The organism is Stenotrophomonas sp. LC732 (assembly GCF_052446685.1).
Classification (GTDB): domain Bacteria; phylum Pseudomonadota; class Gammaproteobacteria; order Xanthomonadales; family Xanthomonadaceae; genus Stenotrophomonas; species Stenotrophomonas muris.
The window spans coordinates 3,335,247-3,351,307 of record NZ_CP199214.1 but is presented as its reverse complement, the minus strand read 5'-3'; the positions used below and the strand labels follow the sequence as shown (position 1 = coordinate 3,351,307).

Genomic DNA, 16,061 nt, shown 5'->3' with positions numbered 1-16,061 from the left:
GGCGCAGCCGCCGGTCGCCGCGGAGATTCCGCATGAACGATGACCGTGCCGGCCGTCGCTTGCCGATCATCCATCGAATCACCGATGAGGAGAACGGCCCCTTCCAGCGCCAGCACCTGGACCTGGAGTTCTCCAACGGCGAACGCCGCCGCTTCGAGCGCCTGGTCAGCCGTGGGCACGGTGCGGTGGTGGTGGTGCCGATGCTCGACGACGAGACCGTGCTGCTGGTACGTGAATACGCCGCTGGCATGCACCGTTACGAACTGGGGCTGGTGAAGGGCCGGATCGATGCCGGCGAGACGCCCGAGCAGGCGGCCGACCGCGAACTGAAGGAAGAGGCCGGTTATGGTGCGCGCCGGGTCGACGTGCTGCGCGCGATGACCCTGGCCCCGACCTACATGAGCCACCAGTCGTGGCTGGTGGTGGCGCGCGACCTGTACCCGGAAAAACTGGCCGGCGACGAGCCGGAGGAGCTGGAAGTGGTGCCGTGGAAGCTGGCCGAACTGGACCAGCTGATGCTGCGCGAGGACTTCTCAGAGGGACGCTCGCTGGCGGCGCTGTTCATTGCCCGCCAGTGGCTGCAGGGAACGCGATGATCAAGCTGACGACGGACCTGCGCGAGACCGCCATCGCCATCGCCCAGGAAGCCGGACAGGCCATCATGCAGGTGTATGCCGATGGCTTCGACGTGCAGATCAAGGACGACAACAGCCCGGTCACCGCAGCTGACCTGGCCGCCAACCAGGTCATTGAACTGGGCCTGCGCCAGCTGACCCCGGACCTGCCGATCCTGTCCGAGGAATCGGCGCAGGTGGGCTGGGAGCAGCGCCGCCACTGGGGCGCCTACTGGCTGGTGGACCCGCTCGACGGCACCCGCGAGTTCGTCAAGCGCAACGGTGAGTTCAGCGTCAACATTGCCTTGATCTACCAGGGCGCACCGGCATTCGGCGTGGTGCTGGCGCCGGTCACCGGCATTGTCTGGCATGCCATGCGCGGGGAACTGGCCTATCGGCGGCAGGGTCTGCACGACACCGTGCTGCGCACCCGCACGCCGGCCACTGCTCCGCTGCGCGTCGCCGCCAGCCGATCGCACCGTTCGCCGGAAACCGAGGCGCTGCTGGCGCGCATGGGCCGCATCGAGACCATCGCGCAGGGATCGTCGCTGAAATTCTGCCGGATCGCCGAAGGCGGCCTGGATGTCTATCCGCGGCTCGGCCCGACCTCTGAATGGGATACCGCCGCCGGCCAGTGCGTGCTGCATGCGGCGGGTGGCGCGGTGCTGTCGGCCGCGACCGGCAAGCCGTTCCGTTACAACCGCCGCGAAACGCTGTTGAACGGCGATTTCATTGCCCTTGGTGATACCAGCCTGCCGTGGCGCGACTGGTTGTCCGACTGAACCTGGAGGCCGCATGAGCGCGCACGACACCCCTGCCACCGGCAGCGAGGCAAGCCATCAACTGGAACGCCTGCTGGTCATCATGGCGCGCCTGCGCGACCCGCAGGGAGGTTGCCCATGGGACCTGGAGCAGGACTTCTCGACCATTGCCCCGTACACCATCGAGGAAGCCTACGAGGTGGCCGATGCGATCGACCGCGGCGACCTCGACGATCTCTGCGACGAGCTCGGCGACCTGCTGCTGCAGGTGGTGTTCCACGCACGCATGGCCGAGGAGCAGGGGGCATTTGCCTTCGCCGATGTCGCACGTGCGATCAGCGACAAGATGCAGCGCCGTCACCCGCATGTGTTTGCCGATGTCAGCGTCGACGATGCCGACGGGGTGATGCGCAACTGGGACGCGATCAAGCGCGCCGAGCGTGCCGCCAAGGGCGAGCAGGACACCTCCGCACTGGCCGGTATCTCGCGTGGCCTGCCGGAATGGCAGCGCGCCGTGAAGCTCCAGTCGCGCGCGGCCAGGGTCGGTTTCGACTGGCCGGGCCCGCTGCCTGTGCTGGACAAGGCGGCCGAGGAGCTGCAGGAGCTGCGAGAGGAATTCGAGCGCGGCGATATCGCGGGCAACAAGGCGCGCCTGCAGGAAGAACTGGGCGACCTGCTGTTCGTCTGCGCCAACCTGGCCCGGCACGCCGATATCGATCTGGGCGCCGCACTGCGCGGGGCCAACCACAAGTTCGAGCGGCGCTTCCGCGCGATGGAAGCGCAGGCCGAGGCGCAGGGGGAGGCGTTGGCGGCACTGGACCTGGATGCGCAGGAAGCGCTGTGGCAGCACGCCAAGGCAGCAGAAAAAGCGTGAAGACGCTTGGCCTGTTCCTGCTGACCGCGCTGGCCGAGATCGTCGGCTGTTACCTGCCATGGTTGTGGCTGCGCAAGGGAGGCAGCGTCTGGTTGCTGCTGCCGGCCGCGGCCAGCCTGGCCCTGTTCGCCTGGCTGCTGACCCTGCACCCGACTGCCAGTGGACGGGTCTATGCCGCCTACGGTGGCGTGTACATCGGCACCGCGCTGTTCTGGTTGTGGCTGGTCGACGGCATCCGCCCCAGCCGCTGGGACCTGTTCGGTGCAGCCCTGTGCCTGGCCGGCATGGCGGTGATCATGTTCGGTCCGCGCTCGCCCCCGGTGTAGCGTCGAGCCAGGCTCGACCGCGCCCACCCTTTTGTAGAGCCGAGCCATGCTCGGCTGCTTCTCCGGGGAGCAGTCGAGCAAGCTTGGCGCTACAAAGGCCAAGGCAGCCGAGCATGGCTCGGCTCTACAACGGCCGCCGGGCCATGCCCCGCAAGCGCGCAGCGCTGCATCCCGGTAAGGCGCATGATGGCAGTGACCACGGCCCCCGGAGCACGCGCATGTCCCGCTTCGCCAGCTTCCGCGAGTTCTATCCGTTCTATCTCAGCGAGCACCGCCACCCGGTCTCGCGGCGCCTGCATTTCATCGGCAGCTGCGGGGTGCTGCTGCTGGCTGCGGCTGCCGTGTTGCGCGGCCAGCCGACGCTCCTGCTGGCCGCGCTGTTCTGCGGTTATGGATTCGCCTGGGTCGGCCACTTCTTCTTCGAGAAGAATCGCCCGGCCACCTTCCGGCATCCGCTGTATTCATTCATGGGTGACTGGGTGATGTTCGTCGACATCCTGCGTGGGCGGGTGCGCCTGTAACAGGCGGTTGCGGGGAGCGCAGCCATTGCCTCGCCCGAAAGGGAAAGGGCGCGGCGGGCCGCGCTTCCGCTTCCACGAACCGCTGCGCTGCGGCACGCCTGCGGGCGACCGATCTGGGATAATGGGAATTCCTGTTTCCTCTGCTGCCGGACCGGTCATGACCCAGAAGACGCTGCTCAACGATACCCACCGCGCCCTTGGCGCCAAGATGGTCGATTTCGGGGGTTGGGACATGCCCATCCACTACGGCTCGCAGCTGGACGAACACCACCTGGTGCGTCGCGAAGCCGGCGTGTTCGACGTCAGCCACATGACCGTGGTCGACCTGCGCGGTGACCAGGTCAAGCCGTTCCTGCGCCGCCTGCTGGCCAATTCGATCGACAAACTGAAGGTGACTGGCAAGGCCCTGTACTCGTGCATGCTGAATCCGCGCGGCGGCGTCATCGACGACCTGATCGTCTACTACCTGGGCGACGATTTCTTCCGCATGGTGGTCAATGCCTCCACCCGCGAAAAGGACCTGGCCTGGCTGCGTGAGCAGGCGGGACCGTTCGGTGTTTCCGTCGAGCAGCGCCCGGACCTGGCCATCCTCGCCGTGCAGGGCCCGCAGGCGCGCGACATCGTGATCGGCCTGGCCCGCGAAGCCGACCGTGCAGCACTGACCAAGCTGGGCCGCTTCGCCGCCCTGCAGGCGCAGTCCGACGACGGCGTCGAGTTGTTTGTCGCCCGCACCGGCTACACCGGTGAAGACGGTTTCGAGATCCTGCTGCCGCAGGATGCCGTGGTCGCCTTCTGGAACCGCCTGCTGGCGGCAGGCGTGAAGCCGGCCGGCCTCGGTGCGCGCGACACCCTGCGCCTGGAGGCCGGCATGAACCTGTACGGCCAGGACATGGACGAAGAGATCAGCCCGTATGAAGCGGCACTGGCCTGGACCGTGTCGCTGGACGAAGGCCGCGACTTCATCGGCCGCGACGTGCTGGAGGCGCAGAAGGCCGCCGGCACCGCGCGCCAGATGATCGGCCTGGTGATGGACGAGAAGGGCGTGCTGCGCCACGGCCAGGCGGTGACCACCGCTGGCGGCCAGGGCGAGATCCTGTCCGGCACCTTCTCGCCGACCCTGGCCAAGGGCATCGCCTTCGCCCGCGTGCCGGCCGGTGAACTCGGCGAGGTCACCGTCGACATCCGCGGCCGGCAGGTGCCGGTGCGCGTGGTCAAGTTCCCGTTCGTGCGCGAAGGCCAGGCCCAGCCCGGCGTGCTCGCCGACGCCTGATCCGAACGTGCCGGTCGTCACTGACAGCAGTGGCGGCCGGTTGGTTACACTAGCCCCGTTTTTTCCACCCCTGCATATCTCTGGAGCAGTCCCATGAGCGAGATCCCCGGCGACCTCAAGTTCCTCAAGTCCCATGAGTGGGCCCGTGTCGAAGGCAATGGCCGCGTCACCGTCGGTATTTCCGACCACGCCCAGGGCCTGCTGGGTGACCTGGTCTACGTCGAACTGCCGGAAGTCGGCGCCGACGCCAAGGCCGGCGAACAGATCGCCGTCGTCGAGTCGGTGAAGGCCGCCTCGGACGTCTACAGCCCGATCAGCGGCAAGGTCGTCGAGGTCAACTCGGCCCTGTCCGACAAGCCGGAAACCATCAACGAAGATGCCTACGGCGAAGGCTGGATGTTCGTGATCGAACTGACCAACGCCGAAGAGGTCAACGAGCTGCTGGACCCGGACGCGTACGCCGAAGCCCTGGAGAACGACGACCACTGAGTCGTCGTTTCCGGATTCTGGAACGGCCACCTTCGGGTGGCCGTTTTTGTTTTGGCGACCGCGTCGGACTCATGACGCGGGGTTCGCTGTGCACCCTCGGCGTGGCATCAGCCGACAGGCGAACGGTGCCGATGGGCGTGCGCAGTTTTGCGCAAATCCGCGTTTCAGCCCCGCGCCGAAGCGTTCGAATGTGAAAACTTTTCGCCCCCCGTTGCGGCGCCGTTGTGCTGGCGTTGGCGGCGGTGCCGGTGACCACCGACGATGCGCGTACGCCGTTGTGCCTTGCCTGCGCCTGTCTACGCGGAGTGCTTATTTCAAGTGTTTTTTGATCAACGCCTGCATTGGCATCGATGCAGGCAACGTGCGTGCGCGCCGCTTCCACCGTCGTTGCAGGCCGTGCAGAGTGGTGGCGCCGGCGGCGCCCGGGAAGGCGCGGATGTGAAAATTTTTCGCGGGGGTTGTTGACAGTAAAAAAAACCGTGATTAGGTTTCGCCTCAGCAGACCTTGCCTGCCCAACCGAGTGCGCAGAATCAATCGTCCGATGCGAAGCAGCCCCTTCAAGACCACCGCGACCCTGATGACGGTGGACATGGCCCCGCTTCCCCCGGAGAAATGCAAGGCAACTCCCGTTCCGATGCCCGCTCCGCCGATCGAGGCGGGCATTGCCGCATCCGTAACGGCGCGCCTGACGCGCCGGCGGTCCCCGCACGCAGCATCCGCGGGTTTGATCCAACTGGGCGTTTCAACTCCCTATCACTGACGAGGAGCCATCCCATGGCAACCAAGAAAGCTGCGAAGAAGAAGCCCGCCGCCAAGAAAGCGGTGAAGAAGGTCGCGAAGAAGGCCGCTGCCAAGAAGGCAGTGAAGAAGGTCGCGAAGAAGGCAACCGCCAAGAAGGCAGTGAAGAAGGCTGCGAAGAAGGTCGCCAAGAAGACCACTGCGAAGAAGGCAGTGAAGAAGGCGGCGAAGAAGGTAGCCAAGAAGTCCGCTGCCAAGAAGGCCACCAAGAAGGTAGCCAAGAAGGCCACCAAGAAGACTGCCAAGAAGGCCGCGGCGCGCAAGCCGGCCAAGAAGGTCGCGAAGAAGGCCACTGCCAAGAAGGCCGTCAAGAAGACCGCCAAGAAGGCAGTGAAGAAGACCGCGAAGAAGGCCACCAAGAAGGCTGCCCCGAAGAAGGCAGCGAAGAAGGTTGCCAAGCGCAAGCCGGCCGCCCGCAAGAAGAAGGCCGCTCCGGTCGCTCTGCCGGCAACCCCGGCGCCGCTGATCTAAGTACTTCCCGATAGCCGCATCCTGAAACCCCCTTCCCTGGCTGCCCAGCGGGGAGGGGGTTTTTTTATGGGCCACTTGTAGCGTCGAGTCGAGCCAGGCTCGACCGCTTTGCTGACGGTCGGCGCTAGCCGTGCGGCGCCGCTGGAAAGCGCTCCATCAGGAAGTCGAGGAAGCTGCGCAGGCGGGTGGAGTGGTAACGGTCGTGCGCATAGACCACGTGCATCGGCCGACCGGCCTGACCGTATTCCGGGAACAGCTGCACCAGACGCCCCGCCTCGACATCGGCGGCCAGCAGCAGCGTCGATTGCAGGACGATGCCAAGGCCGTGCAGCGCCGCCGAACGCAGCGCTTCGCCATTGTTGATCTGCAGTCGGCCGTCGGGCACGTGGTCGAGCTCGCCAGCGTCGTGCTGCAGCCACTGGGCAAGCGCACTCGGTTCGAACGACAGGCATTGATGGCCGGCAAGTGCGTGCACGCTGCGTGGCGTGCCGTGCCTGGCCAGATACGCCGGCGATGCGCACATCATCAAGCGATAGGGGGCCAGTGCTCGGGCCACCAGCACGCTGCTGTCGGCCAGCGTGCCGATGCGCAGTGCCGCCTCGAAGCCCTCTTCGGCTAGGTCGACCACACGATCGGTCAGCGTGGCTTCGACCCGGACATCCGGATGACGGGCCATGTACTCGGCCAGCGCCGGTACCAGCGCGTGTGTACCGAAGATCACCGGTGCGCTGATGCGCAGCGTGCCCGCCGGTGAGAGCTGCTGGTGCTGCGCCTGCGCGTCGGTTTCCTCCACCAGGCGCAGGATCTCCTTGCAGCGCGCGTAGTAGTCCTCGCCGAACGGTGTCATGTGCTGGCGCCGGGTGGTACGGCTCAACAGCTGCATGCCCAGCCGGGCTTCCAATGCGCGCAGGTGCTTGCCGGCCATCGTTGCCGAGATATCCATCGCCGCGGCTGCCGCACTGAGGCTGCCCTTGTCCACGATCAGCACGTAGACCTGCATGCTCTCCAGCAGGTTCATCTGACACCCCGGGTGTTGAATGCTGAAACCTGCGTGGAGTTTATCAATCAGGGGTGATCAAACAGCATGTCGTGCACGGACCGGATTCGCCGGCCACGCTGACAGGAGAACACCATGGACTTGAATCTTGCTGGCCGTACCGCGTTGGTGACGGGCGCGGCCAGCGGCATCGGTGCCGCCGTCGCCAGGCAGCTGGCGGCCCAGGGCGTGCGCGTTGCCATCACGTCGCGGCAGCGGGCACCGTTGCAGGCGCTGGCGGCGCGGATCGAAGCCGAAGGCAGCGCCGCACCGGTCATCGTGGCCGGCGATGTCACGGTTGCCGGCGACCTCCGGTACATCGCGGACGCATCCCGTGAGGCATTGCAGCGTGTCGACATCCTGGTCAATGCCGCAGGCGGTTCCCGGCCGACCACGGTCGATGCCGATGACGATATCTGGGAGGAAGCGATCGCCCTGAACTTCTCCGCCGCACGACGGCTGACCCAGGCGCTGTTGCCCGGCATGCAGGCGCAGGCATGGGGACGGGTGATCAATTTCAGCGGTTCGATGGAACCGCGCGCGGTGAACGCCGCCACCGCGGCGAAGGCGGCATTGCACCTGTGGAGCAAGGGCCTGTCGTCGGAGGTGGCGGGGCAGGGCATCACGGTGAACGCGATTGCACCGGGGCGCATCAACAGCGCGCAGATCCTGGACCGCCTGCACCCCACCGAGGAAAGCAGACGCGCGTTCATTGCCCGCAACATCCCGATCGGACGCTTTGGTGAACCGGAGGAAGTGGCGCCGCTGGTGGCGTTCCTGGCCTCGCCGCTGGCGGGTTACATCACCGGTGCGGTGATTCCAGTGGACGGCGGCATGCACTACTTCGCGCACTAGCGCTGCGGAACTGCAGAGCCGAGCATGGGCTCGACGCTGCAACGGCCAACAAAAAGGGCGACCGATGGGCCGCCCTTCGCACACACGGTCGAGCCCGCCTGGTCAGCGCGGCGAAGCCACCGCGCGGTTGCCCGAGGCGCCCTTGCCCTTGCGCTTGTCCTGCTGCGCCGGGCTTGCGCCCTCGGCCATCAGGTTGTCGCTGCCGAAGTCGGTGTCCACATCCAGCCAGCGCTGCGCCGGCAGGCCGAGCGCCGAGTCGAGCACGGTCGGCAGCAGGCCGCTGGGCAGGCCGCTTTCGCCATTCCAGAGGATGGCGATGCCGAGGTCACGTTCCGGCACCAGCGCGACCAGGCCGCGATAGCCCTGCACGGCACCTGCATGGAACACCACGTCGTGGCCGGCGTAGTCGAAGGTACGCCAACCCAATGCGTAGCCCGCCGAGTGCAGGCGCTCACGGCGCCAGCCCGAACGCATCTCGCCCGGCGTGTTGATGAGGCTTGAATGCAGGGTGGCCAGCAGCGGTGCCGGCAGCACGTCGGGGCGATGGCCGGTGTGGGCCAGCAGCCACTGCGCCATGTCGCTGGCGCTGGCGTTGACGCCAGCCGCCGGAGCGACGCGGTAATAGGTGGGCTTGGGCGTCAGCGAGACCCAGCCGTTGCGGCTGCGCACGTGCGGACGCGCCCAGCGCGAGCTGGCCTGGATGCCGGCCAGGCCGAGGCTGGCATCATTCATGCCCAGCGGCTTGAAGATGCGGCGCTCGACCGACTGCTCGTAGAAGCTGCCCGAGGCCGCATAGACCACGTCGCCGATCAGGCTGAAGGCCACATTCTGGTAGGCGTAGCAGTCGCCCGGCAGGCATTTCAGGCTGGTGTTGGCCAGCTTCTGGGTCAGCGCGTAGTACTCGGCGTTGCCTTCGATGTCGCGGTCGTAGGCGTTGTACGGCAGGCCGACGCGATGGCTGAGCACGTCGGCCACGGTCAGGCGGTCGGTGGCTTCGGGCGAATTGAGGCGGAAGCCCGGCACGTAGTCGGTGACCTTGCTGTCCCAGCGCAGCGTGCCGTCGTTGACCAGCAGGCCGGCCATGGTGCCGGCGAAGGCCTTGGACAGCGAGGCCAGGCGGAACACGGTGTGCGCATCGACCGGCAGCGGGTTGTTGACGTCGGTGACGCCATAGCCACGCGCGCTGAGAATGCGGCCGCCCTGCACGATCGCCACCGCCATGCCTGGCACGCGCTCGCCATAGGTCAGCTGCTGCGCCATCGATTCGATGTTGGCGACGTTGAAGCCAGCCGCCGGCGCCTGGACGCGCGGCACCAGACCGGTGCGGTAGGCCGCAGGCTGGGTGTGGGCGACGGTGGCAGCCGTCGCGGATTCGATGTTGGTCGGCATCGGCGGCAACGCCGGCGGTGTCTGCGCGGTGGTGGACAAGGCAACGGGCATCAACATGCCCAGCAAACCGGTGGCCGCCGAACGGATCGGACGACGCAGGCTGTTCTTTTTCATCGGTTGGACCCGTGCGCGACTGCTGATGGCGATTCTAGCGCCGCTTTTCCCCTGTGCACAAACAAAGCGAAGATGAATGCGCATCTTGTTGAAAAAGTTGGAATTTTGACGCCCCGAAAGTGTGTATCGGAACGTGTCGTCCAGGCCGGTCGTCGCGTCCGTCCGCAGGCGCGAGGGCGCGTCACGCTGGCGATGTTGCAGTGCATTGGCTAACGTACGCGCTTCACCGCCCCGGAGCCTGCCATGCTGCTGTCCAACCGCCGTCTGTGGGCGAGGGGCGCTGCATGAGCGCTGCATCGGGCAAGGGGCCGCTGCAGGGCCTGGCGGCGGCGCTGCGCGAGTCGCCGGCGCTGTGGTGGTCGTTCCTGTACTTCTTCTGCCTGCTCAGCGGCTACTACGTGCTGCGCCCGGTGCGTGAGGCCATGGCCGCCTCGGCGGACCTGGAAACGGTGTTCCCGCCCGTGCTGATCACCTGGTTCGCCAGCCATGGCATCGTGTTGAAGGACTTCGTCCTGCAGTTCCTGTTCTCCTGCGTGTTCGTGATCATGCTGGTGCTGCAGCCGGTGTACGGCTGGCTGGTCAGCCGCTTCCCGCGCCGTGTGTTCCTTCCCGTGGTGTACGGCTTCTTCATCGTCACCCTGCTGGGGTTCTACGCACTGTTCGACAGTCACGTGCCAGGGCGGGGCATGGCCTTCTTCCTCTGGGTGATGGTCTTCAACCTGTTCGCGGTGGCGGTGTTCTGGAGCTTCATGGCCGACGTGTTCTCCAACGCACAGGCGCGTGCCTACTACGGCTACATCGGTGCGGCCGGCACCGTTGGCGCGTTCCTCGGCCCGTTGATCACCAGCGCGCTGGCGCAGCGCGTGGGCATCGCCAACCTGATGCTGGTCTCGGCAGCATTCCTGGTCGTGTGCCTGTTGTGCATCTGGCGGCTGCGGCATTGGGCGGTGCTGCGCGAACGCGAGCAGCAACTGGTGTCCGGCGAGCAACCGATGGGCGGCAGCGTGCTGGACGGCCTGAAACTGATCGTGCGCGAGCCGCTGCTGCGCTGGTTGGCGGTGATGGTGGTGTTCGGCGTGGGCGTCGGCACGCTGCTGTACAACCAGCAGGCCAGCATCGTGCGCGCGGCGTTTACCGACCCGGCGGCCAGTACCGCGTTCTTCTCGCGCATCGACCTGGCGGTGAACGCGCTGGCGCTGCTGATGCAGGTGGGCCTGACCCGCTGGCTGCTGTCGCGCCACGGCATCGCGCCGGCGCTGCTGATTCCCGGTTTCGCGATCCTGATCGGCTTCTCGGTGCTGGCAGCCTCGCCGATGCCGTTGATGGTCGCGGTGGTGCAGGTGATGACCCGCGCCAGCGAATTCGCACTGGCCAAGCCGGCGCGCGAGACCATCTACACGCGCGTGGACCGGCAGTGGCGCTACAAGGCCGGCGCGGCGATCGACACCGTGGTGTACCGCGGCGCGGACCTGGGGTTCACCTGGATCCACAAGGCACTGACCCTGTTCGGTTCGCACGTGGTGTTCATCGGCGGCGTGCTGGTGGCCGGCTTCATGACCCTGGCTGCATTCGGCGTGCTGCGCGAAGAAAAGAAGCTGCCGCGCGACCGTTGATTTGCCGGGGTCAGAGCCCTTTCCCGTGAGGAAAGGGCGCTGACCCCATTCTCCTTCCCTGTCCAAGGAACCGCACATGTACTGGATCGCACTCGCCCTGACCTTGCTGGTCGCACTGCTGCACGTCTATTTCCTGGTGCTGGAGATGTTCCTGTGGACCCGCCCGCTGGGCCTGAAGACCTTCCGCAACACACCGGAGAAGGCCGGGGCCACGCGCGTGCTGGCGGCCAACCAGGGCCTGTACAACGGCTTCCTGGCGGCAGGCATCGTGGTGGGGCTGGTGATCGATCAGCCGGTGCTGGTGACGTTCTCGCTGGCCTGCGTGGTGGTGGCGGGGTGCTATGGCGCGTACAGCGTGAGCCGCCGTATTTTCATGATCCAGGCGATGCCGGCGATCCTGGCGTTGGTGTTTCGCGCGCTGGCGTAGTTTCCAGCCAACGGCGCAGCCCCTCGTGGGTTGGTCGCGTGGAGCGGGTCATGTGTTGGGTGTGGCGGGTGGGCCGTGCAGGGGACGCTGCAAGTACGTCCATGTAAGCTCGATGGCGCCATCCATGGCGCCAACGCCCCTGAACGGCCCACCCGCCACACCCCTGACAGTTTCAGGGCGCGGCCAGCCCACGGAGAAGAAAAAGAAGTTCAAGAGCAACAGCAACAGCAAAAAGCGGCCGGTGGGCCGCTTTTGCTTTTGCTTCTGCCCTTCTTTTTTCTCTTGCGTGGGTGGACGCCGCAGAGATGCGTCCGAGGCTGGGGGCGGTGGGTTCGCGGGGGTGTCCGCGGCATGGATGCCGCGGCCAAGCCCCCAGGGATGGGTTCACGGCGTCCCCCGCGAACCCACCGTCCCCAGCCTAACCAGGGCTTTCCGCGATCAACCGTCCACCCACGAGGGGCTGCGCCGTTCGCGGGGACCTACTTCGCCGGCGACAACCACATGTCGATCACCGCGCTGAACACCTCCGTGCCCGCACGGTCGCGCACGCTCACCGTCACCGGCAGCGCATAGCCCTCGGCCGCGACGACAATCGGCTGTGCTGGCAACGCCACCGCCTGCAGCGTGCCACGTGCCTTGGCCAGGTACTGCACCTGCATCCCCTTCGGGATCCAGCGCATGCCCTTCGGCAGCGATGCATCGACCATCAACCCGGCGGTCAGTTCGGCCAGGTTGCACATCGCGATCGCGTGCACCGTGCCGATGTGGTTGCGCACCCTGCGGCGGTCGGCCAGCGTGCCTTCGCAGCGGCCGTGTTCCAGGCGGGTGATGCGTGGCGCGATGCTGGCGAAGTAGGGCGCCTTGAAGCACACCGCGCGCGAGAACAGCCAGGTGCCGGCGGGCCAGCGCTGCAGCCGGTGGTAAAGCGAGAGCAGGGGCGTGGACATGGTGGGTATTCCGGTCGGCGGATAAAGCGACGGCGGGCCGAGGCCCGCCGTCGAAGCAACGCGTGTCGCGGGCGATCAGGCTGCCTGCGAATGCGGGTCCTTGTGCTGGCGGTCGTAGTAGCTGGCCGCGCGCAGTTCGTGGGTGTCGAAGTCGTCCACGGTGATGGTGTCCAGGGTCAGCGTGCGCAGCTCTTCCAGCAGGCTGCGCTCATCCTGGGTGATCACGCCCTCGGCCACGGCTTCGTCCAGCTGCGCCTTGAAGTCCAGCGCCTCGATGCCCTTGCTCTTCAGCGCCTTCAGGAACTTGCGCTCCACCGGCTCGGCCATGATCGCCTTGCTCAGGTAGCTGTTGATACGGCCGCCCGGGTTGTTCTCGCACGGGGTCAGGAACACGCCACTGGCCAGACGGTCGCGGGCTTCATTCGGCGCCATCAGCAGGGCGGCGACACGACGGCTCAGGCGATCGCCCGGAGCCTCGGCACGACGGCCCAGCGGGAAGATCAGTGCCCACATCAGCCAGCCGATCGGACGGATCGGGAAGTTGCGCAGTGCGGCCGACAGCGACTCTTCGATCTTGTGCACGCTGTCATGGAAGGCCCAGGCCAGCAGCGGCTGGTCGGCCTGCGGTGCGCCTTCGTCGTGGTAGCGCTTGAGCATGGCGCTGGTCATGTAGACGTGGCTCAGCACATCGCCCAGGCGGCCGGACAGCGATTCCTTGAACTTCAGCTTGCCGCCGAGGGTCATCATCGAGATGTCGGCCATCAGCGCCAGGTTGGCCGAGTAGCGGTCCAGCTTGCGGAAGTAGCGGCGGGTATAGGCGTCGCCCGGGGCGGCACCGAAGCGCGCGCCGGTCAGGCCGAACCAGAACGAACGCACGGCATTGGAGATGCCGAAGCGGATGTGACCGAACAGGCTGCGGTCGAAGTCCTGCAGGCCGGCGCGGGTATCCGGATCCTGCGCGGCCTTCATTTCCTTCAGCACCCACGGGTGGCACAGGATGGCACCCTGGCCGAAGATCAGCAGGCTGCGGGTCATGATGTTGGCGCCCTCCACGGTGATCGCGATCGGCGCGGCCTGCCAGCTGCGGCCAGCGAAGTTGCGCGGCCCCAGGATGATGCCCTTGCCGCCGATCACGTCCATCATGTCCGAGATCACTTCGCGACTCATGGTGGTGCAGTGGTACTTGGCGATCGCCGACGGCACCGACGGCACGTCGCCACGGTCAACCGCGGCGGCGGTGGCCTGCGACAGCGCACTGATCTTGTACGCCTTGCCGCCGATGCGGGCCAGCGCTTCTTCCACGCCCTCGAAGCGGCCGACCGACAGGCCGAACTGCTTGCGGATGCACGCATAGGCGCCGGTCACCGCGGCACCGGCCTTGGCACCACCACTGGCGGTGGACGGCAGGGTGATCGAGCGGCCCACGGCCAGGCACTCGTTGAGCATGTTCCAGCCCTTGCCGGCCATGGCCGCGCCACCGATCAGCTGGGTCAGCGGAATGAACACGTCCTTGCCGCGGATCGGGCCGTTCTGGAACGTCGAGTTCAGCGGGAAGTGGCGACGGCCGATTTCAACGCCGGCGGTGTCGCGTGGCAGCAGGCCCAGGGTGATGCCGATGTCGCGGGTATCGCCGATCAGGCCATCCGGGTCGTACATGCGGAACGCCAGGCCGATCAGCGAAGCGACCGGGGCCAGGGTGATGTAGCGCTTGTCGAAGGTGAGCTTGACGCCGAGCACCTGCTCGCCGTTCCACTCGCCCCTGCAGACGATGCCGTAGTCCGGGATCGAGGTGGCGTCGGAGCCGGCGAACGGACCGGTCAGGCCGAAGCAGGGCACTTCGCGACCATCGGCCAGGCGCGGCAGGTACTGGTCCTTCTGTTCCTGGGTGCCGTAATGCACCAGCAGTTCACCCGGGCCCAGCGAGTTGGGCACGCCGACGGTGGAGCTGACCACCGAAGACACCGACGCCAGCTTCTGGATCACCTTGTGGTGGGCCAGTGCGGAGAAGCCCAGCCCGCCATATTCCTTCGGGATGATCATGCCGAAGAACTTGTTCTTCTTGATGAAGGCCCACAGTTCCGGCGGCAGGTCCGCATGGACGTGGGTGATTTCCCAGTCGTTGACCATCGCGCACAGCTCTTCCACCGGGCCATCGAGGAAGGCCTGTTCCTCGGCGGTCAGCTGCGGCTTGGGATAGTTGAGCAGGATGTTCCAGTCCGGATCACCGGTGAACAGTTCGCCCTCGAAACCGACCGAACCGGTTTCCAGTGCGATGCGCTCGGTCTGCGACAGCGGCGGCAGCACCTTGCGGAACACCTTCATCATCGGGCCGGTCAGCAGCGGCTTGCGGATGAACGGCAGCAGCAGCGGCACGGCGATGACGGCCAACACGGCGGCCGCGACGATCGTGGCGGTCTGGTTGACGTAGGGAATGAACCAGCAGGCGGCCAGCAGGGCCACGCTGATCAGCGTCCAGGTAACCAGCCGCATGCGGTGGTAGGCGACGAACGCGCCTGCCAGCAGCAGGGCGAGGAAGGGAAGAACGATGCTCATGAGCGTGCTCCGGTGACGTGCTCGTTTGTGGCGGACGAAGCCGCAGCGTCCGCTGCGGGCAACACGTCCAGATAGTCCAACACAGTAGCGGTAAAGGCGTCGTTGTCATCGCCGGCGACCATATGGGTGGCCTGCGGCAGCTGCACATGGCGCGCATGCGGCGCCAACGCCAGGAACTCGGCCACGGTCTGCGGCGTGACCAGGTCGCTGCGTCCGCCGCTGACCAGCAGCAGCGGGCACTTCACCTGGCGCGCGGCCTCGGCCAGTGCGTCCTGGTGCTGTTCGCTGTCGCGGGCCAGTTCGGCCACCAGGCGCGGATCCCAGTGCCAGCGCCAGCGGCCGCGGCCGTCCTCGCGCAGCAGCGCACGCAGCGACTGCTCGGATTTGCGCGGACGGTGCGGCATGTACGCCGAGATCACGTCGGCGGCCTGGGCCAGCGAAGCGAAGCCGTCGGGATGGGCGGTCATGAAGGCGAGGATGCGCTCGACGCCGGCGGTATCCCAGCGCGGGGTGATGTCGACCAGCACCATCGCCGAGAACAGGCCGGGCCAGCGCGACTCGGCCAGCAGGCCGAACAGCCCGCCCATCGATGCGGCAACCAGTACCGGCGGGCGCGGCTGCTCGCCGGCCAGCACGATCAGGTCATCGGCGAACTGTTCGCCGTGATAGGGCAGGTTGGCGGCATTCCAGTCCGAATCGCCGTGGCCGCGGGCGTCGTAGGCCAGCGTCTGCAGACCGGCGGCATTCAGTGCGCGGGCAGTGGCATTCCAGGCGTGGCGGGTCTGGCCGAAGCCATGCGCGAACAGCACCCGGCCGCGCCGGCCATGGTCGCTGGCGGTGGCTGCCAGGCGGGCGCCATGGGCGGCGTCCAGGCGCAGGTCATGGAACGCAGCGGGAGGTGGGGACGTAACCATACTTGCTAGTATGGATCGGTTCGGGGGGAAGTCAATACTGCACGGTATGGTGCGCTGCGGAAGTCCCCTGAATGGACCTCGCCTGGGA

At 66.7% G+C, this 16,061-nt stretch carries 16 protein-coding genes; 11 read left to right on the top strand and 5 right to left on the bottom strand.

What is annotated here, in order from left to right; translation table 11 throughout:
• The first annotated feature begins 32 nt into the window (after positions 1-32).
• The 8 genes from nudE to ACT6SE_RS15920 all read left to right on the top strand — a co-directional run bounded on the left by nudE (position 33) and on the right by ACT6SE_RS15920 (position 6,125).
• Positions 33-596: an ADP compounds hydrolase NudE gene (gene nudE, locus ACT6SE_RS15955; RefSeq protein WP_005418435.1), complete on the top strand. Its 564-nt coding sequence runs from the start codon at positions 33-35 to the stop codon at positions 594-596.
• Positions 593-1,396 (top strand): 3'(2'),5'-bisphosphate nucleotidase CysQ, encoded by an 804-nt coding sequence (gene cysQ, locus ACT6SE_RS15950; RefSeq protein ID WP_014038179.1) that lies wholly within the window; start codon positions 593-595, stop codon positions 1,394-1,396. The genes nudE and cysQ overlap by 4 nt, the downstream gene beginning before the upstream one ends.
• A 13-nt stretch (positions 1,397-1,409) precedes the next feature.
• The gene (mazG, locus tag ACT6SE_RS15945; protein ID WP_014648086.1) at positions 1,410-2,249 is read left to right on the top strand and encodes a nucleoside triphosphate pyrophosphohydrolase; all 840 of its coding nucleotides are present in this window, start codon (positions 1,410-1,412) and stop codon (positions 2,247-2,249) included.
• Positions 2,246-2,575: a YnfA family protein gene (locus tag ACT6SE_RS15940; protein WP_046432052.1), complete on the top strand. Its 330-nt coding sequence runs from the start codon at positions 2,246-2,248 to the stop codon at positions 2,573-2,575. Before mazG ends, ACT6SE_RS15940 begins: the two co-directional genes overlap by 4 nt.
• Before the next feature lie 218 nt (positions 2,576-2,793).
• On the top strand, positions 2,794-3,096 hold the full coding sequence (locus tag ACT6SE_RS15935) for a DUF962 domain-containing protein (protein ID WP_014648084.1): 303 nt from the start codon (positions 2,794-2,796) through the stop codon (positions 3,094-3,096).
• A gap of 157 nt (positions 3,097-3,253) precedes the next feature.
• Positions 3,254-4,366 carry a glycine cleavage system aminomethyltransferase GcvT gene (gcvT, locus tag ACT6SE_RS15930; RefSeq protein WP_046432050.1) on the top strand — a complete coding sequence of 371 codons (1,113 nt, stop codon included), beginning with the start codon at positions 3,254-3,256 and terminating at the stop codon, positions 4,364-4,366.
• Positions 4,367-4,459: 93 nt separating this feature from the next.
• Positions 4,460-4,855, top strand: a complete 396-nt coding sequence (gene gcvH / locus ACT6SE_RS15925; RefSeq protein WP_014648082.1) for a glycine cleavage system protein GcvH — start codon at positions 4,460-4,462, stop codon at positions 4,853-4,855.
• A 775-nt stretch (positions 4,856-5,630) separates the two neighbouring features.
• Entirely contained in the window at positions 5,631-6,125 is a 495-nt protein-coding gene (locus ACT6SE_RS15920; RefSeq protein WP_014648081.1) for a hypothetical protein, read from the top strand.
• Between the two features lie 124 nt (positions 6,126-6,249).
• Here ACT6SE_RS15920 and ACT6SE_RS15915 read toward each other — a convergent pair whose 3' ends face one another.
• Positions 6,250-7,143 (bottom strand): LysR family transcriptional regulator, encoded by an 894-nt coding sequence (locus tag ACT6SE_RS15915; RefSeq protein ID WP_014648080.1) that lies wholly within the window; start codon positions 7,141-7,143, stop codon positions 6,250-6,252.
• A gap of 114 nt (positions 7,144-7,257) precedes the next feature.
• On the opposite strand from ACT6SE_RS15915, the gene ACT6SE_RS15910 reads away from it, so the two are divergent.
• On the top strand, positions 7,258-8,016 hold the full coding sequence (locus ACT6SE_RS15910; protein ID WP_046432045.1) for an SDR family NAD(P)-dependent oxidoreductase: 759 nt from the start codon (positions 7,258-7,260) through the stop codon (positions 8,014-8,016).
• A 102-nt stretch (positions 8,017-8,118) separates the two neighbouring features.
• On the opposite strand, the gene ACT6SE_RS15905 is transcribed toward ACT6SE_RS15910, so the two are convergent.
• On the bottom strand, positions 8,119-9,519 hold the full coding sequence (locus tag ACT6SE_RS15905) for a serine hydrolase domain-containing protein (RefSeq protein WP_032960851.1): 1,401 nt from the start codon (positions 9,517-9,519) through the stop codon (positions 8,119-8,121).
• A gap of 284 nt (positions 9,520-9,803) precedes the next feature.
• Between ACT6SE_RS15905 and ACT6SE_RS15900 the strand changes: the two genes are divergently transcribed.
• Both ACT6SE_RS15900 and ACT6SE_RS15895 read left to right on the top strand, forming a co-directional pair.
• Positions 9,804-11,132, top strand: a complete 1,329-nt coding sequence (locus tag ACT6SE_RS15900; protein ID WP_046432042.1) for an NTP/NDP exchange transporter — start codon at positions 9,804-9,806, stop codon at positions 11,130-11,132.
• Between the two features lie 76 nt (positions 11,133-11,208).
• A complete protein-coding gene (locus ACT6SE_RS15895; protein ID WP_032960857.1) occupies positions 11,209-11,559 on the top strand; it encodes a DUF1304 domain-containing protein in 351 nt (116 codons plus the stop codon).
• A 479-nt stretch (positions 11,560-12,038) separates the two neighbouring features.
• On the opposite strand, the gene ACT6SE_RS15890 is transcribed toward ACT6SE_RS15895, so the two are convergent.
• The 3 genes from ACT6SE_RS15890 to ACT6SE_RS15880 all read right to left on the bottom strand — a co-directional run bounded on the left by ACT6SE_RS15890 (position 12,039) and on the right by ACT6SE_RS15880 (position 15,973).
• Positions 12,039-12,506: a hotdog fold domain-containing protein gene (locus ACT6SE_RS15890; RefSeq protein WP_014648075.1), complete on the bottom strand. Its 468-nt coding sequence runs from the start codon at positions 12,504-12,506 to the stop codon at positions 12,039-12,041.
• 75 nt (positions 12,507-12,581) lie between these two features.
• The gene (locus tag ACT6SE_RS15885) at positions 12,582-15,059 is read right to left on the bottom strand and encodes an acyl-CoA dehydrogenase (protein ID WP_444811022.1); all 2,478 of its coding nucleotides are present in this window, start codon (positions 15,057-15,059) and stop codon (positions 12,582-12,584) included.
• A complete protein-coding gene (locus ACT6SE_RS15880) occupies positions 15,056-15,973 on the bottom strand; it encodes an alpha/beta fold hydrolase (protein WP_014648073.1) in 918 nt (305 codons plus the stop codon). Before ACT6SE_RS15880 ends, ACT6SE_RS15885 begins: the two co-directional genes overlap by 4 nt.
• Between the last annotated feature and the right edge of the window lie 88 nt (positions 15,974-16,061).